Source organism: Streptomyces neyagawaensis, from assembly GCF_023516595.1.
In the GTDB taxonomy this organism is placed as follows: Bacteria; Actinomycetota; Actinomycetes; order Streptomycetales; family Streptomycetaceae; genus Streptomyces; species Streptomyces neyagawaensis.
In genome coordinates this window covers 42,978-69,473 of sequence record NZ_JAMGBG010000074.1, presented here as the reverse complement: position 1 = coordinate 69,473, position 26,496 = coordinate 42,978, and the positions used below count along the sequence as shown (strand labels likewise).

Below are 26,496 nucleotides of genomic sequence, written 5' to 3'. Positions count from 1 at the left end.
GTATGGCGTCGCGGGCGCTGGTCATCGGTGTCGGGGCGTATGACGACGACTCCGGCATAGACGGGTATCCGACGATCGAGGCGAGTGCCCGCGCGTACGGGGCGGCGCTGGCCCGGGACCCGCAGTGGGGTGCGGAGGCCGGTGCCGCCGTGCTGGAGCCGGAGCGGACCCGGACCGCGGACGGGGTGATGCGGGCACTCCATGACGCGGCGGCCGCCGGGGAGGGACCCCAGGACACCCTGCTCGTCGTGTACGTCGGGCACGGCGCCTACTGGCAGGACGTGCCCGGCGGACAGGTCCACTTCGCCGTCGGCTCGTCCCGGATCAACGAGCCCTGGACCTGGCTGTCCGCCTGGTACGTGTACCGGGCGATCAGGAAGAGCAAGGCCGGCCTCAAGGTGCTGATCACCGACTGCTGCTACTCCAACATGCTGCCCCACCTGGGACCCGAGTCCGCGCTGCCGGGCGCCCTCGGCACCCGCTACCAGGGCACCTGTGTGCTCACGGCGGTCGGCGGCACCGTCCACAACGCCTGGGCCGACGCCTGCGCGAACCTGCCGAGCCCCCTCGACACCTGCACCCCGTTCAGCGGGCATCTGCTGAACGTCCTCGGCGAGGGCATGCCCGACCACCCCGACGACCTCACCCTCGGCGCGCTCCGCGCCGGGATCGACGAGAGCATGCAGGAGTGCGGGGTCCACCACGCGCCCCGGATGCTGCTCAACGACGCCTCCGAGGCGGCCACCCTCTTCACCAACCACGCGAAGGGCCGCCGGCCCCGGGCGCGGGTCCTGGACACCGTGGACGGCTGGGTCCGCGAGCTGCTCCTCAACGGGGAGCGCAACCTGCCCGACCTGATGCGCCGCCCCGACCTCGCGGGCCGGGTCGTGGTGCGGCTCAAGGCGGGCGACGAGCAGAGCCGCGAGCTGGCCCACCGCGTGGACCGGCGGGCCGCCGAACTCCTGCCCGACCCGGTCGACTTCGTCAGGTACTGGGGCGAGATCGAACCCGCGATGCTGGGCGGCGGATGAGCGGCGCCCACGGCCAGGAGGCCGGCCGCCGGACCGAGCACCTGTTCCAGCTGGACCTCGCCGAGTCGCTCAACGAGGCGTACGCCTGGGTGACGCGGATCCAGGTCGCCCAGTTCACGGGCATCCTGAGCCGGATGCGGGAGGAGCACCGCGAGGCCATGGCCATGCGGGCCCTGCACGCCTTCGCGCTGCGCCGCCCCGTCCACGAACTGGTCCGGCTCGCCGATCACTTCGACGGGCGGGACGCGGTGATGCTGATGGCGACGGCGGCCCTGTCCCGGCCGGTCGGCGAGGCTGCCGAGCTGGCGCTGATGCAGTACGAGGCGGAGTCGGGCGGCGAGCGCGCCCCGATCACCGCGAGCATCGTGCACGACGTGGCCTGCCAGCGCACCGCGTTCGACGTGGCGGTGTTCGTGCGGGTCCTGGAGCAGCGGGAGCCGACGCTCGCCAAGCGGACCGTGCAGGTGTTCGCGAGCCCCGGTTCCGGCCGGACCAACCTCGACAAGGCGCTGCTGCACACCGCGCTGCGCGACGAGGGCTGCCACCGCGAGGCCGACCGGCTGCTCGGGCTGACCCTGCGGGCGATCGCCGACAGCCCGCCGGGTGGCGCGGGGCCGGGTGGGGCGGGCGAGGAGGGCGAGGAGATGGCCGACCTCGCGGGCGCCTTCCAGCACCTCAGCCCCGCCGGGCGGGTCCTGGAACGCTGGGTCGAGGAACGGCTGAACGCCTCCGACGCCACGGAGGTGGAGCGCACGAGGGAGTTGGTGGCGCGGCTCATCGCCCGGCGCGGCGCCGGACACGACGCCCTCGCCGAGCACATCGGCCGCACCGCTCAGCCCCGGCACGTGGTGAAGCTCTGCGCGCTGCTCGCCCGCGGCGACACGGCGTCCCCCGCCAAGTGCGCCCTGGTGCGGCGGTACGCGGCCCGGCACAAGACCGTGCAGGAGCTGGCCGTGCTGGTGACGTTCTGGCACAAGGAGCCGGCACTGACCCGCACGACCCGTGAGCTGCTGACGGACATCGTGGCGGGTGCGGGTGCGGGTGCGGGTGCGGGTGCGGGGGCCGGTGCCGGGGGCGCAGGGGTCAGGGGCTCCGGGGGTGCCGGGGGATCCGGGGCGGGCGCCGACGGGGCCTGGGGGGCCGCCGACGGTTCCGGGGCGGGCGCCGACGGGCCCAGGGATGCCGTCGGCGGTTCCGGGACGGGCACCGCGGGCTCGGGGGCGGGCGCCGACGGCTCGGGAGCCGTGCCCCGCACGCTGAACGAGTTGCGGCAGTTGGACGAGTGGCTGCGGGTGGAGGACGCCGACCCGCAGTGCTCCCAGATGCTGAGCCACGCGGCCGCCGTGCATGTGGAGGGGCGTTCCGGCGCCGACCTGGTGACCCTGCTGGGCCGGGTCGTCCGCAGCCGCGACCGGACCCGCGCCGCCGACACGGTGGGGCGCCGGCTCGCCATGGCCGTGATGCGGCCGGGCGCGGACCGCGACCGGTTCGTGGACTGCCTGCGCGCGCTGCACGACGCCCGGTACTCCGTCGCCGTACGCGCCGCGTGCCGTGAACTGTCCGATCCCTCCGACGCGTTGACGGTCGACGCCGCGCTCGTCGCCGATGTCGCGGGACGGCTGCACCGGGCCGGGCTGCACAAGATCGCCTGGACCCTGCTCGAACGGCTGCTGGAGAACGAGCAGTTGGTGACACCGGCCGATGTGGTCGAGGTCGTCGGCGGGGTGCTCGCGCTGCCGCTGCCGGACGCGGAACTGCTGCTGCGCGCCACCGTGGGCCGCTGGTCCGACGTCGGTCACCGGGACGACGCGGTGACCGCGCTGCGGGACGCCGGGCGGCGCGAGGCGGCGGAGTGGGTCATCAAGTCCCTGCGGTGACCGTCTCCCTCGGCGCCGGCTCCGTCTCCCGCCGGGGACCGGGCAGGGTCGGCGGCACGGAGGCCATGTAGCGGCGGCAGGCTCTGACCAGCAGGGGGAAGAGGACGGCCGCGGAGAGGGCGGCGACGGGCAGCGTCACCAGACCCACGCCGGGGAAGTGCTCGTCCAGGGCGTCCCGCAGGCCGGTGCACAGCACGAGCACCGCCAGATGGGTGAGGAAGAGCAGCACCGGCCGTACGGCGGGATCGTCGGGGCGGGCGAAGCGGGAGACGTGGTCCCGGGCGTCGTAACGGCGCAACAGGCGCCCCAGGAAGGGCAGATCGAGCCGGGCCAGCAGGGGCAGGCAGAGCAGCAGGGCCGAGCCCACCGCCACCGCGGCCATGCCCCGCCACACCTTGCCCCACCCGGCCTCGTGGATCACCACGGCGATCGCGACGAACGCGGTGGAGGACAGCACCAGGTGCAGTACCCGGCGTGCGCCCGGGAATCCCGGCGGTTTCAACGCCACCAGGACGACGCCCGGCATGGCGTACACCACCAGCGCCGGCACGCTGTTGAGGGCGACCAGGTCCTCCCAGCTGCCCTTGACCAGCAGCAGCATCACCAGGCCGATGGTGAAGTTGACCAGCAGGATCATCCAGAACGCGTCGATCTCGGCGCCCCGGAACCGGAACGACGCCCGCCGGGCGGTCTGCAGCCCCCGGTGGGTGAGGTGGGCGCGGCTGAGGGCGGCGACCTCGCGGGTCAGGGCGTGGGTGAAGACGATCCCCGATCCCATGGGGGACAGCACCGCGTTCAGCCGGATCAGCCAGACCAGCCACATCCAGCCGAGGGCCGTGGCGAACTGGGCGTACGGGGACGCCAGCATGTTGCCGGTCAGCTCACCGCAGAGCCCGCCGAAGATCCACTGGAGTGCCGTGTACAGCACGAACGCGCCGACGAGTGTGCCGTACACCGCCCACCGCAGCCGGGCCGCCTCGCCCCTGCCGCGGCGTCTGACGTTGCCCGCGAAGTCCAGCGGGGCCTGGAAGCCGATGTACGCGTAGATGATGCTGCCGCCCAGCACCATGTACAGGAAGTCCTGCGGCTCCGGGTGCCCGGCCCTCGCCTGGAGTGCCGCCTTGGTGTCCTCCTGCCCGCTCAGGTACCAGACGTCCTTCGGCACACAGCTGTGCGCGGTGTCGAGCGCGTACCGCCACAGGCAGACGACGATCAGCACCGGGATCAGGACCTTCACCACGGTGACGACGAGGTTCAGCCGGATCAGCCGGCGCTGTGGCAGCAGGTTCACGGCCATGATCAGGGCCATGAACGCCACCGCGCACAGCAGACCGCTGTTCGAGAGGTCGTAGGGCCGGGCCACGCTCCCGCCGAGCCCGCCGGCCTGCGCCAGCCGGTCCCCGTTCTCCAGCAGCCACGGGTACTCGTACGCCAGCCCGCGGACCATGGCCGCCGCCTCGCTGGCCGGGTTCGCTGCGTAGACGATCCACAGGCCGGCGGCCACGACCGTGGCCACGAGCGGTCCGGCGGCCTGGAGCGGCAGGAAGATCAGCCCGCCCGTCTTGGGCACGGCGATGCCCAGTTCGACCATCACGGCGGCGATCAGCAGCATCAGCGCCCCACCGGCCACCCACCCCCATATGGCGTCCGCGCCGAGCCCCCAGAAGGCGGGCCCCGCCGCCAGCAGCCACCCGGAGCCCACCACACCCCCGGCGGCCAGGCCGACGAGGTCGAGGGTGGACAGACGGCGTCGCTCGTCCGCGGCCTCGGCCGTGTTCTCACACGCGAGGTCACGCTCCCCCGTACGACCCAACGTCATCCCCCTTTGACCTGAGTACCGGCGCGCACTGCCCTCCTCGCAGGTTACGCACGCGTGGACACGCATGGTGAGACGAATGACGCGATCGTCACTGCGCGGGGGAGCGGATCGTTACCGTGCGGGGGAGCGGCGCCGCCGACGGTACGTCGGTAAAGGGGGTGCCGGGGCGGGCGTAGCGTAGAGGCATGTCGACGTACGGATCCTTTCCCGGTACGCGGCCGCGGCGGCTGCGCACCTCCCCCGTGATGCGCCGGATGGTCGCCGAGACGCGGCTGCACCCGGCGGACTTCATCCTCCCCGCGTTCGTCCGGGAGGGGGTCGGCGAGCCGGTGCCGATCGCCGCGATGCCGGGGGTCGTGCAGCACACGCGCGACAGTCTGAAGAAGGCCGCCGCGGAGGCCGTCGAGGCCGGGGTCTCCGGGATCATGCTGTTCGGGGTGCCGGAGGACGCGAAGAAGGACGCCGTGGGCACGCCGGGCACGGACCCGGACGGGATCCTCCAGGTCGCGCTCCGCGACGTTCGGGCCGAGGTCGGCGACGAGCTGCTGGTGATGTCGGACCTGTGCCTCGACGAGACCACGGACCACGGGCACTGCGGTGTGCTGGACGCCGAGGGCCGTGTCGACAACGACGCCACGCTGGAGCGGTACGCCGAGATGGCGCAGGTGCAGGCCGACGCGGGTGCGCATGTGGTCGGGCCCAGCGGCATGATGGACGGCCAGATCGGCGTCGTCCGCGACGCGCTCGACCAGATCGGGCGGGAGGACGTGGCGATCCTCGCCTACACCGCGAAGTACGCGTCCGCGTTCTACGGGCCCTTCCGCGAGGCCGTCGCCTCCTCGCTCCAGGGGGACCGCAAGACCTACCAGCAGGACCCCGCCAACGTCCGTGAGTCGCTGCGGGAGTTGGCCCTCGACCTGGAGGAGGGCGCCGACATGGTGATGGTGAAGCCGGCCGGCCCCTACCTCGACATCGTGGCGAAGGTCGCGGACGCGGTGGACGTGCCGGTCGCCGCGTATCAGATCTCCGGTGAGTACTCGATGGTCGAGGCCGCCGCGGAGAAGGGCTGGATCGACCGGGAGCGGGCGATCCTGGAGACGCTGACCGGCATCAAGCGGGCCGGCGCGCAGAACATCCTCACGTACTGGGCCGTCGAGGCCGCCCGCATGGTGCGCTGAGCGGCGGTGACCCGACGCGGGGGGCGGCCCCCGGCGACGCGGTGTGCGTCGGCCGGGGTCGTTCCTCGTCATGGGACGTTCGGTCAGTGCATCGTTTCGGTCAGTACAGCCGTTCGGTCAGTACATCAGGGCGTCGTCGATCGTCGACTGCCAGTAGGTGACGGCCAGGGTGCTGTCGTAGTAGACGCCCTTGGCGGGGAGGGACGGGGACGCGGTCGCGCCGCCGTTGCTGCCGGGCTTCTGGCCCTGGAAGCGGATGGTGGCCTTCTTGGCGGTGGTGCCGTTCTCCCCGCTGCCGTCGGCGGCGGAGAGCAGGACGCCCGCGTAGCCGGACTCACCGGGGGCGAGGGTCACCACGGCCTGCGGCTGGGACTCCTCCACGACCCGCGGGGCCCACTGGACCTGGTCGAAGCGGACGGTGGGGTAGTAGAAGAGGTCGCAGACCTTCGTGCCGGTGTTCTTGACCGTGATGAGCATGTGGTTGAGGGGGCGGGCGACCGGCTTCATGGTCACGGCGGTGTTCGATCCGTTGCAGGTGACCCGGTTCGCCGGGTCGAACGGGTCCCCGCCCTTCTTCGACGCTTGGTCCACGGTGCCCTTGCCCTGGCCCGCGCCCTGGCCCTGCTGCCCCCCAGCTGCGGAGGTCTCGGCGCCCGTCTGCCCGTTCGGGGTCGTCTTGTTGCCGCCCGTGCCGGTGTCCGTGCCCTTGCCCGTGTCCGTCTGCTGGGAGTCCTTCGCGACCGACACCGAGGTGCGCGCGGCGCCCTCGTCCTTCATGCCCGTGCCGTCGCCGCACGCGGTGAGGGAGAGCGCCGCGAGGGCCGCTCCGGCCGCGACGAGCAGACGGGAGGGGCGGACGGTGCGGGCGGTGCGGTACGTACGCATGACGGAGTCCCTTTCGGACAAAGCCGGTGGAGAAGGCTGAGAACAAGTGGTCGAACACGCGCAGCTCGACCGGACTTTCGGGAGCGGCGTGTTTGGATGACCAGAGCTTGCGGGGTGATCCGTCCCGGCCGCCACCTCCGGCGGGCCATCAGGGACGCTGGAATGCTCGCACCGCCTGTGACCTGGGCGAACGTCCCTTGCCTGGAACGCGGAACGGGACGCCGGTGATGTGAGGGGATGGAGAGAACGTGTCGGGGAGCGGTGCCGGGAACGGCATGGCGGCTGGTTTCGCGGAAATGCTGCGGGAGTTGAAGGAGCGCTCCGGGCTGAGCTACGGGGTGCTCGCCAAGCGCCTCCACATGAGTACGTCGACCCTGCACCGGTACTGCAACGGGGACGCCGTACCGACGGACTACGCGCCGGTGGAGCGGCTGGCCCGCCTCTGCAAGGCCACGCCCGGGGAACTGGTCGAGCTGCACCGCAAGTGGGTGCTCGCGGACGCGACGCGCGGACGCAAGGGGGGCGACCTTCGTGCGGCCGGCGGGGATTCCACGGCGGCTTCGGACGAGGGCGCGGTCGCGCGCGAGACGCCGACGCCGGCAGCGGGCACGGGGGACGCCACCGGTGAGCGCGAGACGCCGACGTCCACGCCGACACCGGCGGAGGCCGGGGCCCCCATGCCCGAGGGAGAGGTCGTCGAGGGCGGCCCGGGGGCCCGGTCGTTCCGTACGGCTCCCCGGCCGCGTCGGCGGGGCCGGGTCGCGCTCGTCGCGGGTGTGGCCGTCGCCGCCCTGGTCGGTGCCGTCACGCTGGCGGTGAGCCTTCCGCCGGGGGAGTCCGGGGACGACGGCGGTCGCCGTTCCCTCGCCGACGTGCCCGCCGGGGACCGGCTGGAGAAGGGCTCCCCGTCCGCGTCCGACGCCTCGCCCTCACCCTCCGGGAGCGAGACGGACGGGAAGGGCGCGAAGGACGGCAAGGGGGCGAAGGGCGACGGGAAGGGGGCGCCCGCGTCCACCGGTGCGGCCACCCCGACGGGTTCCGGGGCGGGCGGCGGTGACTCCGCGTCCCTCGACCCGCCGTTGTCCGTGAAGGTGGAGCCGTACACCTGGGAGAGCCCGTGCGACCAGCGGTATCTGGTGAACCGGCCGCCCACGGACGTCCCCGAGCCGCCGCCGGAGCAGGACGCGGCGTCCTGGGTGGCGCGGACGGGGGCGGTCTCGTCCGGCGGCCAGTTCCTGACGCTCACCGTCCAGGGCACCGGCAAGGAGACGGTCGTCGTGAACAGCGTCAAGGTCCGCACGGTCGCCAAACGGCAGCCCCTGCCCTGGAACGACTACGTCATGGGGTATCCCGGTGTCGGGTGCGGGGCCGGTGTGCCGACCCGGTCCTTCACGGTCGCTCTCGACGCCGCGCGGCCCGTCGTCAAGCCCAAGGCGGGGAGCAAGGGCTTCCCGTACTCCGTCAGCGAGTCCGACCCGGAGGTGTACTACATCACGGCCGACGCCTCGGTGTACGACGTCAGCTGGTACCTGGAGGTCACGTGGTCGTCGGGCTCCCGCAGCGACACGCTGAGGGTGGACAACGGCGGCCGACCGTTCCGCACGAGCGGCAACAACGGGCGCCCGGCCTACGAGTACCCGCTGAACGGGAAGCAGTGGGTGAAGGAGGGCACGACCCTCGGCGAGGACGGCTGAGCCGGGGCGGGGCGGGGCGGGGTGGCGGGGACCGGGCCGGGGGCGGGCGTCCGGATTTCGGCGTTGTGAACTCCCGTTTGCGGCTAGGTTGTTGTGCGTTCAATGACACCCCCCAGGAGAGGCTTCATGGCCGAAGACGCGCTCAGCCAGGACCCCACCGACCTGCGGAGGAGGATCGACACCACCAAGGCGCACCCGGCACGCGTCTACGACGTCTTCCTCGGCGGCAAGGACAACTACCCCGTGGACCGCGAGGCGGCCGGCGCGGCGCTCGCGGCCAACCCGCGCGGCTACCTCGACGTCCGGCACAACCGGGACTTCCTGCGCCGAGCCGTGACCACGCTCACCAAGGACGAGGGCATCCGGCAGTTCCTCGACATCGGCACAGGGCTGCCGACCGCCGAGAACGTCCACCAGATCGCCCAGGACATCACCCCCGGCACCCGGGTCGTGTACGTCGACAACGACCCCGTGGTCCTCGCGCACGCCCGAGCGCTCCTCACCAGCGGGCCCGAGGGCGCCACCGACTACATCGACGCCGACTTCCGGGAACCGGCACGCATCCTCGAAGAGGCCGCCAGGACACTCGACTTCGACGAGCCGATCGCGCTGTGCCTGGTGGCGCTCCTGCACTTCGTCGAGGACGAGGTCGCCTACCCCGCCGTACGCGAACTGATCGAGGCGCTGCCCGCCGGGAGCCGACTCGTCCTCACCCACCTCACGGAGGACCTCAACCCGTCGAAGATCCGCGCCGTGCGGGACACGTACACCAAGCGCGGGTTCACCTTCGTGCTGCGCTCGCGCGACGAGGTGGCGCGGTTCTTCGAGCAGAGCGGGCTCGCCGTGGACGAGCCGGGCGTCGTTCCCGTCCACCACTGGCGGTTCGAGGGGGGCGCGCCGCTGCCTCCCGAGATGGAGCCGCACACGCTGGCCGCGTTGGACGACATCGAGAAGGTCCGCTACCGGGACATCAACGACGTGACCGACGCGGACATCAACGTGTACGCGGCCACCGGCCGGAAGGGCTAGCGGCCGCCCCTCCTCCGTTCAGCTCAGCCTCCCGTGCCGAACCATGTCTCCGCCAGGGCCTCCAGGTCCTTGCGGGGCGGGGCCGGGAGCCTGCGCAGGTACCAGTTCAGGTCGCTGTAGACGTGCAGGAGGGTGTACGCCATCAGTTCCCGCGGGTCGAACGGGGGTTGGCCGTACGCCTCGTAGAAGAGTTTGAGGAGGACCGGGTCGGCGGCGGTCAGGAACAGGCCGACGCTGACGAAGTCGTACGCCGGCGCACCGATCATCGCGGGTTCGAAGTCGAACAGGCCGGTCAGGCGCCAGCCGTCGTGCGGGTCGACCGTGAGGTGCTCGCGCATCAGCTCCGTGTGGAGCAGCACCGGCCGGGCGGGGGCGGTGAGAGGCACCGAGCGCAGGAAGTCGGGGATCTGTTCCAGCCAGGGTTCCGGCAGGCCCCCGCTGGCCTGCTGCTCGACCGCGGCCGCCCGCTGACCGGCCAGGAACCGTGACCAGTCGGGCGGTCCGACGACGGAGGCCACCGGCCCCGGATCCAGGGCGTGCAGGGCGGCCAGGCACTCGGCGGTCTCCGCGACGATCCGCTCCTGGTCCGCCCTCGGGACGCGCGGCCAGACCTCGTTGAGGTCCTCGCCGGGCAGCCGGGACATCAGGACGTAGCGCCAGCCGTTCTTGTACTGGTCGGCGGCCTGCAACCGGGGCGTGGGGATCGGCAGTCGCCCCCACAGATGGGACAACAGCCGGGCCTCCCGCACGGCTTCCGATGCTTCGAAGCCCGGATAGAGCTTCAGGACGAGGGCGTCACCGACCGCGTACACCGGCAACGAGCCCTCGGGGAAACGCACGATTCGCGCGCCTGCGAGACCGAGTTGAGCACAGAGATCCTGGGCGGCCGGTCGCAGCAGTGCCTCGTCACCGACGACTTCTTCCAGTTCGTCGTTCGTGTCCACGCTGGGCAGCATGCGCGAAGCCTAGGGGGTACGGGGCAGCGTCCGCATCGCGAAATCAGTGAATGTAAGGGGCACGCATCTCTCTAGAGTGAGGGCGTGGGCGGGACCGAGCCGCCCTGAATATGCCATACGGGTGTGGGGTGGGTGCTGTGGACGCTGTGCGGGCCATGAACGACGTGGGATTTGTCGGGGGTTCGATCGTTCCGGGCGAAGTGCGCGCCGGGTCGGACGGGGTCGCCGCGGCGCCCGTGCCGGGTCTCGCCGAGCGCGTCACCTCCGTCGGGGGTTCCCCCGTACGGGACATCCTCGCCGTCACCTCACGGCCCGAAGTCGTCAACTTCGCGGGCGGTCTGCCCGCCCCGGAGCTGTTCGACACCGAGGGGATGGCGGCGGCCTACCGGGACGTGCTCGCCGAATCGGCCGGGCGCGCGTTGCAGTACGCGACGACCGAGGGCGAGCCAGTGCTCCGCGAGGCGCTCGCCGCCCGGTACGGCGCCCGGGGGCTCCCGACGGACGCCGACGGGATGCTCGTCACCACCGGGTCGCAGCAGGCGCTGTCGCTGCTCGCCACGGCGCTCCTCGAACCGGGCGACGTCGTCCTCGTCGAGGACCCCTGCTATCTGGCAGCGCTCCAGGCGTTCCGGCTCGCGGGGGCACGGGTGCTGGCCGTGCCCGGCGACGCGGACGGCGTCGACCCCGACGCGCTGGCCGCGCTGGTGACGCGGACCCGGCCCAAGCTCTTCTACACCGTGCCCACCTTCCAGAACCCCACCGGGCGCACCCTGCCGACCGAGCGGCGCGCGGCCGTCGCCTCCGTCGCCGCCCGGCTCGGGCTGTGGATCGTCGAGGACGACCCGTACGGCGAACTCCGCTTCGAGGGGGAGCGGGTGCCGTGGATCGCCGCGTGCGCGGGGGCCGAGGACCGTACGGCGCTGCTGGGCTCCTTCTCCAAGGTGATGGCGCCCGGCATGCGGCTGGGCTGGCTGCGGGCGCCGGCCGCGCTGCGGCGGGCCTGCGCGGTCGCCAAGCAGGCGGCCGACCTGCACACCCCGACCGTCAACCAGCTCGCCGCGGCGCGGTATCTGGCCGACCGGGACCTCGACGCGCACGTGGGCCGCGTCGCGGCGGCCTACCGTGAGCGCCGCGACGCGATGCTCGCCGGGCTGGCGGGGGCGCTGCCGGAGGGCTCCGTCTGGAACCGGCCCGAGGGCGGCATGTTCCTCTGGGCGCGGCTGCCCGCGGGGTACGACACGACGGCACTGCTGCCGCGGGTGGTCGAGCATGACGTGGCGTATGTGCCGGGGGCGCCGTTCTATGCGGGGGAGCCTGATCGCTCGACGATGCGGTTGTGCTTTGTGACGCAGGCGCCGGGGGAGATTTGGGAAGGGTTGCGGAGGTTGGGGGAGGGGTTGGGGGCCTAGTAGCTCGGGGGTTCGTGTGCGTTGGCGGGTGCGGGTGGTTCGTGGTTTCTCGCGCAGTTCCCCGCGCCCCTTCAGGGGAGCGGGGAACTGCGCGATCAGCCCCCACCGGCCCGCAGCTGCAGGCCCCTCAGTCCCACCAGAACGTCCATGTGTCGGCGTCGATCAGCGTCTTCGCGTACGTGTCGCGGGTCGCGTCGCTCGGGCCCTGCCAGATGTTGTCGGGGCAGAAGGCGAAGTGCTCGGCGGCCAGGTGACGGGCCTCGGTCTCCGTGGTGGGCGGGGTGGCCACCGAGACGACGAGGTGGTCGAAGCCGAGGGCGACGACACGTATGCCGAAGCGGTCCTCCCAGGAGCGCAGGACGGCGCACAGGCGGGCCACGTCGCTCTCGTGGTTCAGCGGGCCGCCCCAGCCGATGGCCGCCGGGATGTCGGCGCTGCGGCGGGCCGGGACCAGGGCGAGGCGGGGTTCCTTGAGCCGCGCACGGCCGGCCAGGAGCGCGTCGGCGACCTCGGCGGCGAGGGCGTCCGGGTCGGGGCCGCCGTCGTCCGGGCCGGCGGTGTCCGCGAGACCCGGCCAGTCCTCGGCGCCCGCCTCGTCCCCGGCCGTGTCGTCGTCCGGCGCGACGGTGTCCCAGAGGTCCGCCAGGACCTCCTCGGGGTCGTGGTCACCGGGGTACGACATCTCGCCCGGCATCAGTTCCCACTCCTCCGGGCCGCCCTGGCCGTCCCCGACGTCCAGTAGCACCGGGAGGAGGCCGGCCGTGCGGCGGGCGGGCTGCGCGGCCGTCCAGGCGCCGGGCTCGGCCGGCTCGTCCGCGTACCACAGCAGCGGTTCGTGCCACGGCCCCTCGTCCGTCGTGTCGATCAACCGGCCGGGCGGAAGGGGCCGTTCCAGCCCGAGGGAGCGGCCGGTCGGGTCCGCCGCGAGACCGGGCAGCGGGTTGGGAAGTGTCGCCATGCCGCGACTGTAGGGCCGGGCACTGACAACGGGCCCCCGGGCCGCCCGGGAAGGCCCCGCAGCCTCGCGGGCCACCGCCCTGTTTCCGCCCCGTCGTGTCCCAAAGGGCAATGCCCAAAGAGACGATTTCGGCCAACTCGCGCGGAATTTACGGTGGTCGCACCTTCACCACCGTCTCGAAAGGCCCCCTTCACCCATGCGTACCTTCGCCACCGCCACCCGCGCCGGTGTCCTCGCCGCCACCGCCGGCGCCCTGCTGTTCACCGGTGTCGCAGCCCAGGGCACGGCCGTCGCCGCGCCGCAGGGCAAGGCGAGCAAGCTCACCGTCGCCAAGTACCGCGACTGGTTGAAGAACAACGACGAGGGCGCCGCCTCCATCAAGGTGCTCAAGGCGTTCGACAAGCTCCCCAAGGCCAAGCAGCAGAAGTTCGTCGACTACCTCCAGAACCGGAAGGTCCAGGAGGCGTACAAGGTCCGGGCCGGCGGCTACATCAACCGCGGCGGCCACAACGAGGAGGCCTACAACAAGGACGTCCGCTTCGTCGCCGACGTCAAGGGCGTCCGCAAGGCCGCACCGGGCGGGTCGCACATCACGCTGACCTTCACCGCGAGCGAGCGGATCTACGGCATCACGGTCATCACCCAGAAGACCGTCCTGTCGTACGACTACGGCACCGCCGTGAAGTCGCCGAAGTACCAGCGCTCCGTCACCAACCTCAACGGGGCCTTCACGATCACCGCGCCGCAGAAGGACGCCGTCAAGGTCAGCAGCCGCAACATCCAGGCCACCACCGCGTGGCAGGCCAAGCCGCTGTACCGCTCCGCCGGCACCACCACGCTCGCCCTGCCGCAGACCACCTCCACGGTGAACGTGAAGTTCAACGCCTGGGTCGGCAAGCGCTGACCGACCTGCCCCCGCTCCGCGGGCCCCTCCTCGTCCTCCGCCCGAAAGGCATCCTCACCATGCGCACCCTCACCCGCGCCACCCGTACCGGTGTTCTCGCCGCCACCGCCGGTGCCCTGCTGTTCACCGGCGTGGCCGCCCAGGGCACCGCCCTGGCCGCGCCGCAGGCACCGAAGGCACCGAAGGCCAAGCTCACCGTCCAGGACTACCGGGCGTTCCTGAAGAAGGGCGGGGGTTCCTCCGCCAAGCTTCTGAAGTCGTTCGACAGGCTGCCGCAGGCCAAGCAGCAGAAGTTCGTCGGTTATCTGCAGAGCGCCGCCGTCCAGAAGGCGTTCGACGCGGGGCTCGGCGGCTATGTGACCACGAGCAAGCGCAACTGGGAGGACTACAACAAGGACGTCCGTTTCACCGGCGACGTCCGGGCCGTCACCAGGAGCGACAAGGCCGGACGCCACACGACGCTGACCTTCACCGCCACCGAGAGCATCTACAACCTCCCGGTCATCAGCCACAAGTCGGTCCTGAGCTACACCTACCGCCCCGGCGTCGGCTACAAGTCGCCGAAGTTCAAGAGCTCCCTGACCAACCTCAACGGCGCCTTCGCCGTCACGCGAGGAGCCGCCGACAGCGTCAGGACCAGCAGCGGTGTGTGGGGTGTCGCCACCTGGAAGTACACCCCGCTCTACAAGTCCGCCGGCACCACGCCGATCGTGAAGACGCAGACCACCCTCGGCACCAGCGCGAAGTTCAGCGCCCGGCTCGCGAACCGCTGATCGACACCGTCGCGCGGGGGCACTACGTGGGGGTGCCCCCGCGCGACGGGGTGACGCGTAGCGCGCTCAGAGACGCTCGGGCGTCCTGATGCCGAGCAGGGCCATGCCGCGGTGGAGGGTGCGGGCCGTCAGGTCGACCAGGAACAGACGGTTCTCCACGACCTCCGGCGCGTTGTCCGCGGAGAGCACCTGGCACTGGTCGTAGAACGTCGTCAGCAGCGTCGCCAGCTTGAACAGGTACGCGGCCAGCTTGTGCGGCTCGTACCCCTGCGCGACCTCGGCGATCGTCTCGCCGAACTGGTCCAGGTGCAGACCCAGCGCCCGCTCCGCCGGGGCCAGTTCCAGCTCCGGGTGCGCGGCCGGACGGGTCTCGCCCGCCTTCCGCAGGATCGACTGGATACGGGCGTACGCGTACTGCAGGTACACCGACGTGTCGCCGTTCAGCGACACCATCTGGTCCAGGTCGAACTTGTAGTCCCGGACGGCGGACGTCGACAGGTCGGCGTACTTCACCGCGCCGATGCCCACGTACCGGCCGTTCTCGACGATCTCCTGCTCGGCCAGGCCCACCTTCTCGGCCTTCTCCCGGACCACGGCCGTCGCCCGCTGCACCGCCTCGTCGAGGAGGTCCTCCAGCCGGACCGTCTCGCCCTCACGGGTCTTGAACGGCTTGCCGTCCTTGCCGAGGACCGTGCCGAACGCCAGCTGGTGCGCCTTCACGTCGTCGTTCAGCCAGCCCGCGCGGCGGGCCGTCTCGAAGACCATCCGGAAGTGCAGCGACTGCCGGGCGTCCACGACGTACAGCAGCGTGTTCGCCTTCTGGTTGAAGACCCGGTCGCGGATCGCGGACAGGTCGGTCGCCGCGTAGCCGTAGCCGCCGTCCGACTTCTGCACGATCAGCGGGACCGGGTTGCCCTCCGGGCCCTTGATGTCGTCGAAGAAGACGCAGAGCGCGCCCTCGGAGCGGACCGCGACCCCCGACTCCTCCAGCAGCCGGCACGTCTCGTCCAGCATGTCGTTGTAACCCGACTCGCCGACGATGTCCGGGTCCCGGATCTCCATGTCCAGCTTCTCGAAGACCGAGTAGAAGTAGATCTTCGACTCGTCCACGAACCGCTGCCACAGCGCGAGCGTCTCCGGCTCGCCCGCCTGGAGGTCGACCACCCGGCGCCGGGCCCGCGTCTTGAACTCCTCGTCGGAGTCGAACAGCGCCCGCGACGCCTTGTACAGGCGGTTCAGGTTCGACATGGCCTCCTCGCCGGAGACCGCCGTGTCCGCGCCGTCCGCCTTGTGGTCCAGCTCGTGCGGGTGCTCCAGCAGATACTGGATCAGCATGCCGAACTGGGTGCCCCAGTCGCCGATGTGGTGCCTGCGGACCACGTTCTCGCCGGTGAACTCCAGGATCTGGACGACCGCGTCACCGATCACCGCGGAACGGAGGTGGCCGACGTGCATCTCCTTCGCCACGTTCGGCTGGGCGTAGTCGATGACCGTCGTACCGGGGTGCTCCGCGAGCGGCACGCCGAGCCGGACCTCGTCCGCGTAGCGCTCCGCGAGGTTACGGGTGATCGCCGCGTCGGTGAGGGTGATGTTGAGGAAGCCGGGGCCCGAGACCTCGATCTCCTTGATCAGATCGCTCGTCACCCCCGACTCGACCTTCGCGACGACCTGCGTCGCCAGCTCCCGCGGGTTCGCCTTGGCCTTCTTCGCCAGGGCGAGGATGCCGTTGGCCTGGAAGTCCGCCCGGTCGCTGCGTCGCAGCAGCGGGTCCGCGGGGGCCTCCGGCAGGGTGGCCGAGAGGGCGGTCGCGAGGCGCTGGTGGACGGAGGCGGTGAGGGACGTGACCGGAGCCATGAGATGGGGAGCCGTTCTCCTCGGGGTACGGATGGATGTCGTTCAGTATCCCACGGGGGGTAAAGGGGTTTTTGGCGCGTCATAGCTCGGGCCGGGGGGTTCGTTGGCGGGTGCGGGAGGGTGGGGGGTTGTTCGCGCAGTTCCCCGCGCCCCTGAAGGGAACGGGCCTGCAGCCCGCCCTTCATATGAAAAGCATCGGGCGCAGCCCGTGCTTTTCAGGGGCGCGGGGAACTGCGCGAGAAACCACACACCACCCGCACCCGCCAACGAACACGCACCCCCGAGCTATCAGGCGCCCGGCCCCCTTCGAAACGCGGTTTCGTGGTTATGGCCAGAGCTGGGAGAATGGGCCCCGTCGGCCGGGGACCGTACCGGTCGGCCCCGGAGAACACTCAGAAAAAGAGGACGTGCCGATCGTGGCTCAGAGCACCGAGACCACCGACTGGGTCTCCCGTTTCGCGGATGAGGTCATCGAGGAGTCGGAGCGTCGGGCCCCGGGCAAACCGGTCGTCGTCGCGTCCGGGCTCTCCCCGTCCGGCCCCATCCACCTGGGCAACCTCCGCGAGGTGATGACGCCGCACCTCGTCGCCGACGAGATCCGCCGGCGCGGTCACCAGGTCCGGCACCTGATCTCCTGGGACGACTACGACCGCTACCGCAAGGTCCCAGGCGGTGTCGACGGCGTCGACGCCAGCTGGGCCGAGCACATCGGCAAGCCCCTCACCTCCGTCCCGGCCCCCAAGGGCTCCGCCCACCCCAACTGGGCCGAGCACTTCAAGGCCGCGATGGTCGACGCGCTCGCCGAGATGGGCGTCGAGTTCGACGGGATCAGCCAGACCGCGCAGTACACCTCCGGCGCGTACCGCGAGCAGATCCTGCACGCCATGAAGCACCGCGGCGACATCGACGCGATCCTCGCCCAGTACCGCACCAAGAAGGACCCGGCCAAGAAGCCGCAGTCCCAGAAGCCGGTCGACGAGGCCGAGCTGGAGGCCGCGGAGGGCTCCGGCGCCGCCGCCGAGGACGACGGCAGCTCCGGCTCCGCCGGGTACTTCCCGTACAAGCCCTTCTGCGGGCAGTGCGAGAAGGACCTCACCACCGTCACCGCCTACGACGACGACACCACCGAGCTGTCCTACACCTGCACCGCCTGCGGCTTCGCCGAGACCGTCGCGCTGAACGAGTTCAACCGCGGCAAGCTCGTCTGGAAGGTCGACTGGCCGATGCGCTGGGCGTACGAGGGCGTCGTCTTCGAGCCCAGCGGCGTCGACCACTCGTCGCCGGGTTCGTCCTTCCAGGTCGGCGGGCAGATCGTCGGGATCTTCGGCGGCAAGCAGCCCATCGGCCCCATGTACGCCTTCGTCGGCATCAGCGGCATGGCCAAGATGTCGTCGTCCAAGGGCGGCGTGCCCACCCCCGCCGACGCGCTGAAGATCATGGAGCCGCAGCTCCTGCGCTGGCTCTACGCCCGCCGCCGGCCCAACCAGTCCTTCAAGATCGCCTTCGACCAGGAGATCCAGCGCCTCTACGACGAGTGGGACAAGCTCGACGGCAAGGTCGCCGACGGCTCCGCGCTGCCGGCCGACGTGGCCGCCCACTCCCGTGCCGTGCGCACCGCCGCCGGTGAGCTGCCCCGCACGCCCCGCCCGATGCCGTACCGGACCCTCGCGTCCGTCGCCGACATCACCGCGGGCGCCGAGGACCAGACCCTGCGCATCCTCAGCGAGCTCGACCCCACCGACCCGCTGTCCTCCCTCGACGCCGTACGGCCCCGCCTCGACAAGGCCGAGGCCTGGATCAACACGCACGTCCCCGCCGACCAGCGGACCATCGTGCGCGACGAACCCGACGCCGAGCTGCTGAAGTCCCTCGACGAGCAGGCGCAGGGCTCCCTCAGGCTGCTGCTCGACGGACTCGCCGACCACTGGTCCCTCGACGGGCTCACCCACCTCGTCTACGGCGTGCCCAAGGTCCAGGCCGGGTTCTCCGCGGACGCCACGCCCAAGGAGCTGCCGCCGGAGATCAAGACCGCCCAGCGGTCGTTCTTCGCGCTGCTCTACCACCTGCTCGTCGGCCGTGACACCGGCCCGCGCCTGCCCACGCTGCTCCTCGCGGTGGGCCAGGACCGGGTACGGGCACTGCTCGGCGAGTAGCACCCGCCCATACGAGGAGGGGGCGCCCGGTGATCACCACCGGGCGCCCCCTCCGTCCGTGTCGTCGGTCCGTGCCGGGCATCGCCTACGCGATGTGGTCCTCCTCCAGCTCCGCGTTGTAGCGGTTGGTGAAGCGGGTGACCATGCGCTTGGACTGCTCCGGGGCGAGGGAGAGACTGAACTCGGCCTCCACGTTCTCGCTGAACTCCCGAGGCGTCGGGTAGCTGCCGTTGATCGACTGCTTGAAGACCTGGTAGTACGCCTCTTCGTCCGGCTCCGGGGTGCCGCCGCCCTCGCCCAGCTCACGGGTGCGGCCCGGACCCGCCGGGATGGGGAAGCTGCCGGTCTCCTCGGGCGAGGGCTCCTGCGGCTCGGCCTCGGGGCCCTCGAACAGCTGCTGCTGGTACTGCTCGGCCGGGTACTGCTCCCCCTGGTACTGCTCAGCCTGGTACTGGTCGGGCGGGTACTGCTCCCGCTGGTACTGCTCCGGGTCCTGCTCCTCGTACCACCGCTCGTACTCCTCCTCAGGGTCGTACGACGGGTCGTAGCCGCCCTGGTAGGGGACCTCCTGCGGGTGGCGGGCGTGCAGCCAGGGGCTCTCCTCGGGCGGCGGTTCCTGCTCGGCGTACCCCCGCTGCTCGTACTCGGGGCGCTCCGGCTGCCGCGGGGCGGGGACGCTCTCCAGCTGGCGGCGCTGCTCGGCGGCGGGCGCGGCCACCCCCGCCCGGGCCGAACCGGCGGCACGGTCCCCCGCGGCCAGGTCGACCTCGACCTGCGGCGCCGGCGGCAGCAGCGCCGGCTCGATGCCCGCCGCCGCCAGGCCCGCCGGGGCCGTGTCCGCCAGGGGGACGCCGTAGCGGGCCAGGCGCAGCGGCATCAGGGACTCCACCGGGGCCTTGCGGCGCCACGCCCGGCCGAAGCGGGAGCGCAGGCGGGCCTGATAGACGAGACGTTCCTGCTCCAGCTTGATCACCTGGTCGTAGGAGCGCAGCTCCCACAGCTTCATCCGGCGCCAGAGAAGGAACGTGGGAACGGGCGAGAGCAGCCAGCGCGTGAGGCGCACGCCCTCCATGTGCTTGTCGGCGGTGATGTCGGCGATACGGCCGATCGCGTGCCGCGCCGCCTCCACCGACACCACGAACAGGATCGGGATCACCGCGTGCATGCCCACACCCAGCGGGTCCGGCCAGGCCGCCGCGCCGTTGAACGCGATCGTCGCCGCCGTCAGCAGCCACGCCGTCTGACGCAGCAGGGGGAAGGGGATGCGGATCCAGGTCAGCAGCAGGTCCAGGGCCAGCAGGACACAGATACCCGCGTCGATACCGATCGGGAAGACGTAGGAGAAGTTCCCGAAGCCCTTCTTGACGGCCAGTTCCCGCACCGCCGCGTAGGAACCCGCGAAGCCGATCCCGGCGATGATGACGGCGCCGAACACGACCACGCCGATGAGAACGCGGTGCATTCGAGTCAGCTGCATTGGCGCGGCCACCCGTACTCCCCTCCCCTTGCGTGTTGTTGCGCGCAACAGGGTGGCACATGTGTACGGCAAACGGGTTGCCGGTACGCATCGGGCCCGGCCCACGAGAGGACCGGGCCCGGACGAAAGCCCTGGTGGGGGCGGGCGTCACCTGCCGCGCATTACGAGTTGGGCACTACGCCGGCCCGGCTCGACCGACCCGCTGCCGAACGGTCGTGCGCGTCCGCTACCGCGAGGTCTTCCGCGTGGACGACGAGCCGCTCGTCGAGGTCTTGGAACCCGAGTCGGATCCTGTGCCCAGATCCGAGCCGGAACCCGAGCCCGCCGCCTTCGTGGCGCCCTTCGACGGCGACTTCGACGCGGACTTGGACGGCGACTTCGACGCGCCGGCCGACGGGGACGACTTGCCGCCATCACCGTCGTTCGCGTCCTCGACCGCCTCCACGACCTCCTTGGCCGCGGACTTCGCCGACTTCAGCAGCCCCGCCGGGTCCGGGGTCTTGTCACCGGCCAGACCGGCGCCGTTGTAGTCGAGGGTGACGACCACGTTCTCCGTGCGCACGACGATCGTCTGCTGCTTGAAGGTGTCGCCGTCCTTCTTCAGGTCGTAGCGCACCGCCGTCGCCTCGTCGCCCGTGCCCGTCACCGGCTCCGTCTTGACGTTCTTCGCGCCCTTCACCGCCTTCGCGGCGGTCACCTTCGACTCGAACGCCTCGTGCGCCCGGTCCTCGCCCGGACCGTTCGCCGCGTCCGACGCCAGCAGATGCAGCGACACACTCAGCCAGCGGTACTGCGAACCGTCCACACCGTTGTTGTCGAGGCTGGTCCAGCGGCAGTCGCCGGTCACGTTCTCCTCGGCGGTGTTGATCGCCTTCCCCGACTTCGTGCCCTGCGGGACCAGCGACTTCAGCGACTTCGACGTGAACACCTCGCACGCGTCCGGCAGCACCGCGTACGCCGCCGCGACCACCTGGGGCGTCGCCGACTTCGTCGGCGTCGAGGTCGCCCCCGCGGACGGCTTGTCCCCCGACGCGTCGCCGGAGCCGGAGTCCGACGAACAGCCGACCGCCACCAGCATCACCGGGACGACAGCGGTGCCGACGAGCACCCGTGCCCGCCCCGGACGCCCGGCACGAGCGACGCCCGTGCCCCGCGCGGTACGCGACTGCTGCTGACGATGACCTGACTCTGCGGCTCGTTGCATGGTTCCTTCACTCATGACGTTCATCACGCTCGTGGTTCCTGCGGTCGGATCGGGTCCGAGGGGCCACGGTACGCGGTGAGGAGGAAACGCGGTCCTGAATCAGGGGGTTCGGCAGGCCGCCCGCCGCACCCCCGGAAACCGCTCACTCGTCGAACGCCTCCGCGAGCAACTCGGCCAGATTCCGGGCCTTGTCCTGCATTTCCTCGCTGTCCGGCACATCCGTCGTCGTCGCCGGCTGCTCCTCGTACTCGACCGTCACGAGCACATTCGACGTGCGGAACACCACAGTCACCGTGCGCTGCCGACTCGTCCCGAGCGCGTCGTCGAGGAACGCCTCGTCCCCGAGGCCGTCGAGCGTGCGGGGCTGAAGAGAGGCGGGAGTGGCGGACGCGGAAGCGGAACCGGACGCATCGGAAGAACTGGATGAATTAGGGGAACCGGAAGAGTCGGATGAACCGGAAGAGTCGGACGGCTTGGAGGACTTGGAGGACTTGGGGGAGTCGGCAGGGGAAGCGCTCTGCGACGGAGCCGCCGACGAGCCGGCGTCACCCTCCCCGCCATTCCCCTCGTCCCCCTCGGACGTGCTCGGCGACGGCTCCGGGAGGTCCGCGGCCGCCACCTTGCCGCCGTACACCTCCTGCGCCTTGCTGTCGTCGCTGACCGTGCCGTTGAACGACACCACGCGCTCGAAGTCGACGAACAGATAGTCGGTGGCGGTCGGCGACTCCACCTTCCAGCGGCAGCCGGCCTTCCGGTCCGTGTCGTAGGTGAGCGTCGCCCGTCCCTCGTACGCCTCCTCGCGCTGCTCCGCGTCCGGGAGTTGCTTCAGGCCGGGGAGGAGGGCTTCGAGGGTGTCGTCGTCGATGGAGCCGCAGGCTTCGGGGAGCGTGTCGTAGCGGCCGGGCTGCGCGGTCGAGGCGGACGCGGTGACCTCGCCGGGGCGTGGGTCGTCCGGGGTGCCGTCGTCGCCCGATCCCGTGCACGCGGTCAGCGCTGCCGCGAGGAGCACGGCGATGCCGGGTACGTACGCCTTCCGCTGCACCGTGGGGGCTCCTCTCGACGGGGTCCCTGGAGGACGCCTGCGCAGTTCTGTCCTGTGGTCTGTGGGTATTTCGCTTGCCGACCGGGGGTGACCCCCGGGCACCATGTGTATCGCACGCACTGCCGCGGACGCCGGTCCGGCATCCCTTTCGTTGACCTTGGCGCCGGTTTTGCGTTTTGAGACTTTTGCAGGAATTGCTGGGGGATGAGGCTGAGATGTCGTACGTAGAGATACCGGGCGCGAAGGTGCCGATCCGGATGTGGACCGACCCCGCGTCGGTGGAGGACGTCGCCCTCCAGCAGCTCCGCAATGTCGCGACCCTCCCCTGGATCAAGGGGCTGGCCGTCATGCCGGACGTGCACTACGGGAAGGGGGCGACGGTCGGGTCGGTCATCGCGATGCAGGGTGCGGTGTGCCCCGCGGCCGTGGGCGTGGACATCGGCTGCGGCATGTCCGCGGTGAAGACGTCCCTGACCGCCAACGACCTGCCGGGCGACCTCTCCCGCCTGCGGTCGCGGATCGAACAGGCGATTCCGGTGGGGCGGGGGATGCATGACGAGCCCGTCGACCCGGGGCAGCTGTACGGCTTCGCCTCGGCGGGGTGGGACGGCTTCTGGGGGCGTTTCGACGGCGTGGCGGAAGCGGTCAAATTCCGTCATGAGCGGGCACAGAAGCAGATAGGAACCCTGGGTAGCGGGAATCACTTTGTCGAAATTTGCACGGATTCGACCGGTTCTGTCTGGCTCATGCTGCACTCCGGCTCCCGCAACATCGGCAAGGAGCTCGCGGAGCACCACATCGGCGTGGCGCAGAAACTGCCGCACAACCAGGGCCTGGTCGACCGCGACCTCGCCGTCTTCGTCGCGGACACCCCGCAGATGGCGGCCTACCGCAACGACCTGTTCTGGGCGCAGGAGTACGCGAAGTACAACCGCTCGATCATGATGGCGCTCCTCAAGGACGTCGTCCGCAAGGAGTTCAGGAAGGCGAAGCCCACCTTCGAGCCCGAGATCAGCGCACACCACAACTACGTGGCCGAGGAGCGCTACGACGGCATGGACCTCCTCGTGACCCGCAAGGGCGCGATCCGGGCCGGCTCCGGCGACTACGGGATCATTCCCGGGTCGATGGGCACCGGTTCCTACATCGTGAAGGGCCTCGGGAACGAGAAGGCGTTCAACTCCGCGTCCCACGGCGCGGGCCGGCGGATGAGCCGCAACGCGGCGAAGCGTCGCTTCACGACGAAGGACCTGGAGGAGCAGACGCGGGGCGTGGAGTGCCGCAAGGACTCCGGCGTCGTCGACGAGATCCCGGGCGCCTACAAGCCGATCGAGCAGGTCATCGACCAGCAGCGGGACCTGGTCGAGGTCGTGGCGAAGCTGAAGCAGGTCGTCTGCGTCAAGGGGTGACCACGGGGCGGGAGGCGGCGGTGCGGCACCGCCGCCTCCCGCCCGCCGTGCTGCGTCAGGCGGGCGAGGAGCCAGGGCGGGTGTCGTACTCGGCGCGGGCGGCGCCGATGTGCGTCAGGTGCGCGATGCTCGACTCCAACTGCGTCGGCGCGGAGCCGGAAGGCGTCGTCCGACGGCCCGTCACCGGTGCACAGCCCAACGGCTCCCCCGGCACGGACACGGGAACTGCCGACCGGGCACGACTGCGTGATCACCATGCCGGGAGCCCTGAGCGAGCTGCTGCTTGGACCCACCCTCCGGTGGCGCTCGGTTCTTCCGGTGGGCAGCCTCGTCCTGTCCTGGTTGCTACTGCTTCAGTTCCTCCGGCAGCAGGCCCAGTTGGCCCAGGAACTCCATCTGGTCGAAGTACAGCCGGTAGCTGGTGATCTGGCCGTTCTCCACCTTCGCGAAGTCCACGCCGTGCAGGGTGATGTCCTTGTGGGTCGCCGGCAGGGTCGTGCCGTCGGGGAGTGCCAGGGGGCCGGTGTTCCTGCCGCTGTAGATGCCCTCGTCGATCGCGGTGTCGCCGACCTCGAAGGCGCTGAGCGGCTCGTAGCGGCCCTCGGGTACGGCGTCCGTCATCTGGCGCCAGTACTCGGCGATGTTCTCCCGGCCGCGTATCTCCCCGCCGTCCGGCGTGTGGGCGACGGCGTCCTCCGCGAAGAGGTTGCCGATGGTCTTCGGGTCCTGATGTGTGGTGAGGGCCTCGGTGAGCTGGTCCATGACCTCGCGCGCCTGTCCCATGATCCACCTCCTGAACAGGGGATCACCCGTCTCGTTCATCTCATTGTCCCACCGCATGCCTATCCTGGCCGGGCAACTCAGTCGCCGCGCACCAGGAGCACTCATGGCTACCGCCGCACCGTCCGCCGCCTCCCGTATCGCCGTCGTCACGGGTGCGAGCAGCGGCATCGGCGCCGCCACCGCCCGGGGGCTCGCCGCGGCGGGGTACCGCGTCGTGCTGACGGCGCGCCGCAAGGACCGGATCGAGGCGCTGGCGGAGGAGATCAACGCGTCGGGCGGCCAGGCGACGGCGTACGCGCTGGACGTCACGGACCGGGCGGCCGTGGACGAGTTCGCGACGGCCTTCCGGACGATCGGCGTGCTGGTGAACAACGCGGGTGGCGCCCTCGGCGCCGACCCGGTGGCCACCGGCGACCCCGCCGACTGGCGGCGGATGTACGAGACGAACGTCATCGGCACCCTCAATGTCACCCAGGCCCTGCTGCCCGCGCTGACCGCGAGCGGTGACGGCACGGTCGTCGTGGTGTCGTCGACGGCGGGGCACGGGACGTACGAGGGCGGCGCGGGCTATGTCGCCGCCAAGCACGGCGCGCATGTCCTCGCGGAGACGCTGCGGCTGGAGATCGTCGGGACGCCGGTGCGGGTCATCGAGATCGCGCCGGGGATGGTGAAGACCGAGGAGTTCGCCCTGACCCGGTTCGGCGGTGACGAGGCGAAGGCCGCGCGGGTGTACGAGGGGGTCGCGGAGCCGCTGACCGCCGACGACGTGGCCGACACGATCACCTGGGCGGTCACCCGCCCCAGCCATGTCAACGTCGACCTGCTGGTGCTGCGCCCCCGCGCCCAGGCCTCCAACACGAAGGTCCACCGGGAGCTGTGATGTCGGCCGAGCAGCGGGATTCCGACGCCGAGCAGCGACTCGGCTCCGAGCAGCGCCTTGACTCCGAGCAGCGCCTCAACTCCGAGCGGCGTCGGCTCGTCGAGGAGAAGAAGAACGAGCGGTACGTGTGGTGGTACCTGGCGTACTTCCTCTTCGGCATCCACCTCGTGGCGTTCGTGATGATCTACGCGGTCATGCACGCCAAGTGATCAGCCGGGCGCGGGCGGTGCGGAGGGTCCGGGGTTCACGGACGGATTCACGGACGGGGTCACGGCCTCCGCGTACGCCCTCGGCGGGACGCCCACCGTCGCCGTGAAGTCCCGCACGAGGTGGGCCTGGTCCGCGTAGCCGAGGTCGGCGGCGAGGGCGGCCCAGTCGACCGCGCGTTCGGTCTCGGCGCGTTCCAGGGCCTCGTGGATGCGGTAGCGGAGGATGACCCACTTGGGGCCGACCCCGACGTACGCGGCGAACAGGCGTTGCAGCAGCCGTACGGAGAGGCCCTCGGCGCGGGCGAAGTCGGAGACGCGGCGGACGCCGCGGTCGGTGCGGACGCGGTCGACGAGCGTCATGGCGAGCTCCGCCTGGGGGTCGGGGCGGGGGTCGAGGCCCAGCAGGAACGCGTCCAGGGCGGCGACGCGGGCGTCCTCGTCGTCGGGGGCGAGGACGGTGTCGGGGTCGGTGTCCGGGTACACCTCGGGGTGTCGTACGCGGCGGCCGGTCCAGTCGGACACGGGGGCGGCGGGGGCGAAGGGGCGGAAGCCGCCGGGCCGGAACTGGATGCCGCACACCCGGCCCCTGCCCTCCAGTTTCTGGGTGAAGAGGCCGAGCCCGACGCCGGAGACCTCGGCGAAGGGGGCCTGTCCCTCGTACCGCTGGAAGACGATGTTGACCGAGGGGTGCGGGACGACCTGCGAGAGGTACGGCTCGCGCAGGTCCCAGTCGATCAGCCAGTAGTGCTCCAGGTAGGGCCGGAGCGGCGCGGCGGGTTCGCGGCGGCGGAAGCGGACGCGCGCGAAGAGTTCCGCGGCGTCCACGATGCCTCGGGTGTCACGGCGTGGGGCGGCCATGGGGAGAGGGTAGGGACGGGGACTGACATTCTGCGGGGGCGTGGGGAGGCCGGTCAGGGGTGCCGGCGGAATAGTGGAAGGGGAGCACCTGTTTGGCGCTATGGTTGAATCGTA

23 protein-coding genes and 1 pseudogene are annotated in these 26,496 nt (G+C 71.3%); 13 read left to right on the top strand and 11 right to left on the bottom strand.

Annotated features, from left to right (window positions below; all coding sequences use genetic code 11):
* Positions 1 to 2: 2 nt before the first annotated feature.
* Positions 3 to 1,031, top strand: a complete 1,029-nt coding sequence (locus M8J73_RS28230) for a hypothetical protein (RefSeq protein WP_055542136.1) — start codon at positions 3 to 5, stop codon at positions 1,029 to 1,031.
* Positions 1,028 to 2,908 carry a hypothetical protein gene (locus M8J73_RS44950; RefSeq protein ID WP_274757652.1) on the top strand — a complete coding sequence of 627 codons (1,881 nt, stop codon included), beginning with the start codon at positions 1,028 to 1,030 and terminating at the stop codon, positions 2,906 to 2,908. The genes M8J73_RS28230 and M8J73_RS44950 overlap by 4 nt, the downstream gene beginning before the upstream one ends.
* On the opposite strand, the gene M8J73_RS28220 is transcribed toward M8J73_RS44950, so the two are convergent.
* Positions 2,892 to 4,727 (bottom strand): APC family permease, encoded by a 1,836-nt coding sequence (locus M8J73_RS28220; RefSeq protein ID WP_055542860.1) that lies wholly within the window; start codon positions 4,725 to 4,727, stop codon positions 2,892 to 2,894. The genes M8J73_RS44950 and M8J73_RS28220 overlap by 17 nt on opposite strands.
* A gap of 185 nt (positions 4,728 to 4,912) precedes the next feature.
* On the opposite strand from M8J73_RS28220, the gene hemB reads away from it, so the two are divergent.
* On the top strand, positions 4,913 to 5,905 hold the full coding sequence (gene hemB / locus M8J73_RS28215) for a porphobilinogen synthase (protein ID WP_055542861.1): 993 nt from the start codon (positions 4,913 to 4,915) through the stop codon (positions 5,903 to 5,905).
* 117 nt (positions 5,906 to 6,022) lie between these two features.
* Here hemB and M8J73_RS28210 read toward each other — a convergent pair whose 3' ends face one another.
* Positions 6,023 to 6,790: a DUF4232 domain-containing protein gene (locus M8J73_RS28210; RefSeq protein WP_055542862.1), complete on the bottom strand. Its 768-nt coding sequence runs from the start codon at positions 6,788 to 6,790 to the stop codon at positions 6,023 to 6,025.
* 275 nt (positions 6,791 to 7,065) lie between these two features.
* Here M8J73_RS28210 and M8J73_RS28205 point away from each other — a divergent pair, with 275 nt between their 5' ends.
* Both M8J73_RS28205 and M8J73_RS28200 read left to right on the top strand, forming a co-directional pair.
* Positions 7,066 to 8,484, top strand: coding sequence for a helix-turn-helix domain-containing protein (locus M8J73_RS28205; protein ID WP_055542863.1), 1,419 nt, complete (start codon positions 7,066 to 7,068; stop codon positions 8,482 to 8,484).
* A 126-nt stretch (positions 8,485 to 8,610) separates the two neighbouring features.
* Positions 8,611 to 9,513, top strand: coding sequence for an SAM-dependent methyltransferase (locus tag M8J73_RS28200; protein ID WP_249829238.1), 903 nt, complete (start codon positions 8,611 to 8,613; stop codon positions 9,511 to 9,513).
* 23 nt (positions 9,514 to 9,536) lie between these two features.
* Here the strand turns inward: M8J73_RS28200 and M8J73_RS28195 are convergent, their stop codons facing one another.
* Positions 9,537 to 10,469 (bottom strand): phosphotransferase family protein, encoded by a 933-nt coding sequence (locus M8J73_RS28195; RefSeq protein ID WP_055540384.1) that lies wholly within the window; start codon positions 10,467 to 10,469, stop codon positions 9,537 to 9,539.
* 128 nt (positions 10,470 to 10,597) lie between these two features.
* On the opposite strand from M8J73_RS28195, the gene M8J73_RS28190 reads away from it, so the two are divergent.
* Entirely contained in the window at positions 10,598 to 11,878 is a 1,281-nt protein-coding gene (locus tag M8J73_RS28190) for an aminotransferase-like domain-containing protein (RefSeq protein WP_372504030.1), read from the top strand.
* A 127-nt stretch (positions 11,879 to 12,005) separates the two neighbouring features.
* Here M8J73_RS28190 and M8J73_RS28185 read toward each other — a convergent pair whose 3' ends face one another.
* Entirely contained in the window at positions 12,006 to 12,836 is an 831-nt protein-coding gene (locus M8J73_RS28185) for a DUF4253 domain-containing protein (protein ID WP_055541404.1), read from the bottom strand.
* Between the two features lie 196 nt (positions 12,837 to 13,032).
* Between M8J73_RS28185 and M8J73_RS28180 the strand changes: the two genes are divergently transcribed.
* Together M8J73_RS28180 and M8J73_RS28175 are read left to right on the top strand one after the other, a co-directional pair.
* Positions 13,033 to 13,740, top strand: a complete 708-nt coding sequence (locus M8J73_RS28180; RefSeq protein WP_055541403.1) for a hypothetical protein — start codon at positions 13,033 to 13,035, stop codon at positions 13,738 to 13,740.
* A gap of 59 nt (positions 13,741 to 13,799) precedes the next feature.
* On the top strand, positions 13,800 to 14,513 hold the full coding sequence (locus tag M8J73_RS28175) for a hypothetical protein (protein ID WP_055541402.1): 714 nt from the start codon (positions 13,800 to 13,802) through the stop codon (positions 14,511 to 14,513).
* A gap of 66 nt (positions 14,514 to 14,579) precedes the next feature.
* On the opposite strand, the gene argS is transcribed toward M8J73_RS28175, so the two are convergent.
* On the bottom strand, positions 14,580 to 16,367 hold the full coding sequence (gene argS / locus M8J73_RS28170; RefSeq protein WP_055541401.1) for an arginine--tRNA ligase: 1,788 nt from the start codon (positions 16,365 to 16,367) through the stop codon (positions 14,580 to 14,582).
* 407 nt (positions 16,368 to 16,774) lie between these two features.
* Between argS and lysS the strand changes: the two genes are divergently transcribed.
* Positions 16,775 to 18,520 (top strand): lysine--tRNA ligase, encoded by a 1,746-nt coding sequence (gene lysS, locus M8J73_RS28165; RefSeq protein ID WP_055540243.1) that lies wholly within the window; start codon positions 16,775 to 16,777, stop codon positions 18,518 to 18,520.
* A gap of 85 nt (positions 18,521 to 18,605) precedes the next feature.
* Here the strand turns inward: lysS and M8J73_RS28160 are convergent, their stop codons facing one another.
* The 3 genes from M8J73_RS28160 to M8J73_RS28150 form a co-directional block, all read right to left on the bottom strand.
* The gene (locus tag M8J73_RS28160; RefSeq protein ID WP_055540242.1) at positions 18,606 to 19,982 is read right to left on the bottom strand and encodes a DUF2637 domain-containing protein; all 1,377 of its coding nucleotides are present in this window, start codon (positions 19,980 to 19,982) and stop codon (positions 18,606 to 18,608) included.
* Between the two features lie 241 nt (positions 19,983 to 20,223).
* A complete protein-coding gene (locus tag M8J73_RS28155; RefSeq protein ID WP_240501474.1) occupies positions 20,224 to 21,201 on the bottom strand; it encodes a hypothetical protein in 978 nt (325 codons plus the stop codon).
* A 142-nt stretch (positions 21,202 to 21,343) separates the two neighbouring features.
* The gene (locus M8J73_RS28150; RefSeq protein ID WP_055540240.1) at positions 21,344 to 22,243 is read right to left on the bottom strand and encodes a hypothetical protein; all 900 of its coding nucleotides are present in this window, start codon (positions 22,241 to 22,243) and stop codon (positions 21,344 to 21,346) included.
* A gap of 215 nt (positions 22,244 to 22,458) precedes the next feature.
* On the opposite strand from M8J73_RS28150, the gene M8J73_RS28145 reads away from it, so the two are divergent.
* Positions 22,459 to 23,652, top strand: coding sequence for an RtcB family protein (locus M8J73_RS28145; protein WP_055540239.1), 1,194 nt, complete (start codon positions 22,459 to 22,461; stop codon positions 23,650 to 23,652).
* A 55-nt stretch (positions 23,653 to 23,707) separates the two neighbouring features.
* Here M8J73_RS28145 and M8J73_RS44945 read toward each other — a convergent pair whose 3' ends face one another.
* Positions 23,708 to 23,836, bottom strand: a complete 129-nt coding sequence (locus M8J73_RS44945) for a hypothetical protein (protein ID WP_274757653.1) — start codon at positions 23,834 to 23,836, stop codon at positions 23,708 to 23,710.
* Here M8J73_RS44945 and M8J73_RS28140 point away from each other — a divergent pair.
* Positions 23,790 to 23,937, top strand: a pseudogene (locus tag M8J73_RS28140) (alpha/beta hydrolase); the annotation flags it as partial. The gene M8J73_RS44945 and the pseudogene M8J73_RS28140 overlap by 47 nt on opposite strands.
* Positions 23,938 to 23,997: 60 nt before the next feature.
* On the opposite strand, the gene M8J73_RS28135 reads toward M8J73_RS28140, so the two are convergent.
* On the bottom strand, positions 23,998 to 24,435 hold the full coding sequence (locus M8J73_RS28135; protein ID WP_055540244.1) for an ester cyclase: 438 nt from the start codon (positions 24,433 to 24,435) through the stop codon (positions 23,998 to 24,000).
* Positions 24,436 to 24,538: 103 nt separating this feature from the next.
* On the opposite strand from M8J73_RS28135, the gene M8J73_RS28130 reads away from it, so the two are divergent.
* A complete protein-coding gene (locus M8J73_RS28130) occupies positions 24,539 to 25,315 on the top strand; it encodes an SDR family NAD(P)-dependent oxidoreductase (RefSeq protein WP_055540238.1) in 777 nt (258 codons plus the stop codon).
* On the top strand, positions 25,315 to 25,524 hold the full coding sequence (locus M8J73_RS28125) for a hypothetical protein (protein ID WP_055540237.1): 210 nt from the start codon (positions 25,315 to 25,317) through the stop codon (positions 25,522 to 25,524). Before M8J73_RS28130 ends, M8J73_RS28125 begins: the two co-directional genes overlap by 1 nt.
* Here the strand turns inward: M8J73_RS28125 and M8J73_RS28120 are convergent, their stop codons facing one another.
* Positions 25,525 to 26,382 carry a helix-turn-helix transcriptional regulator gene (locus tag M8J73_RS28120; protein ID WP_249829236.1) on the bottom strand — a complete coding sequence of 286 codons (858 nt, stop codon included), beginning with the start codon at positions 26,380 to 26,382 and terminating at the stop codon, positions 25,525 to 25,527. It lies immediately after the preceding gene.
* Positions 26,383 to 26,496: the final 114 nt, after the last annotated feature.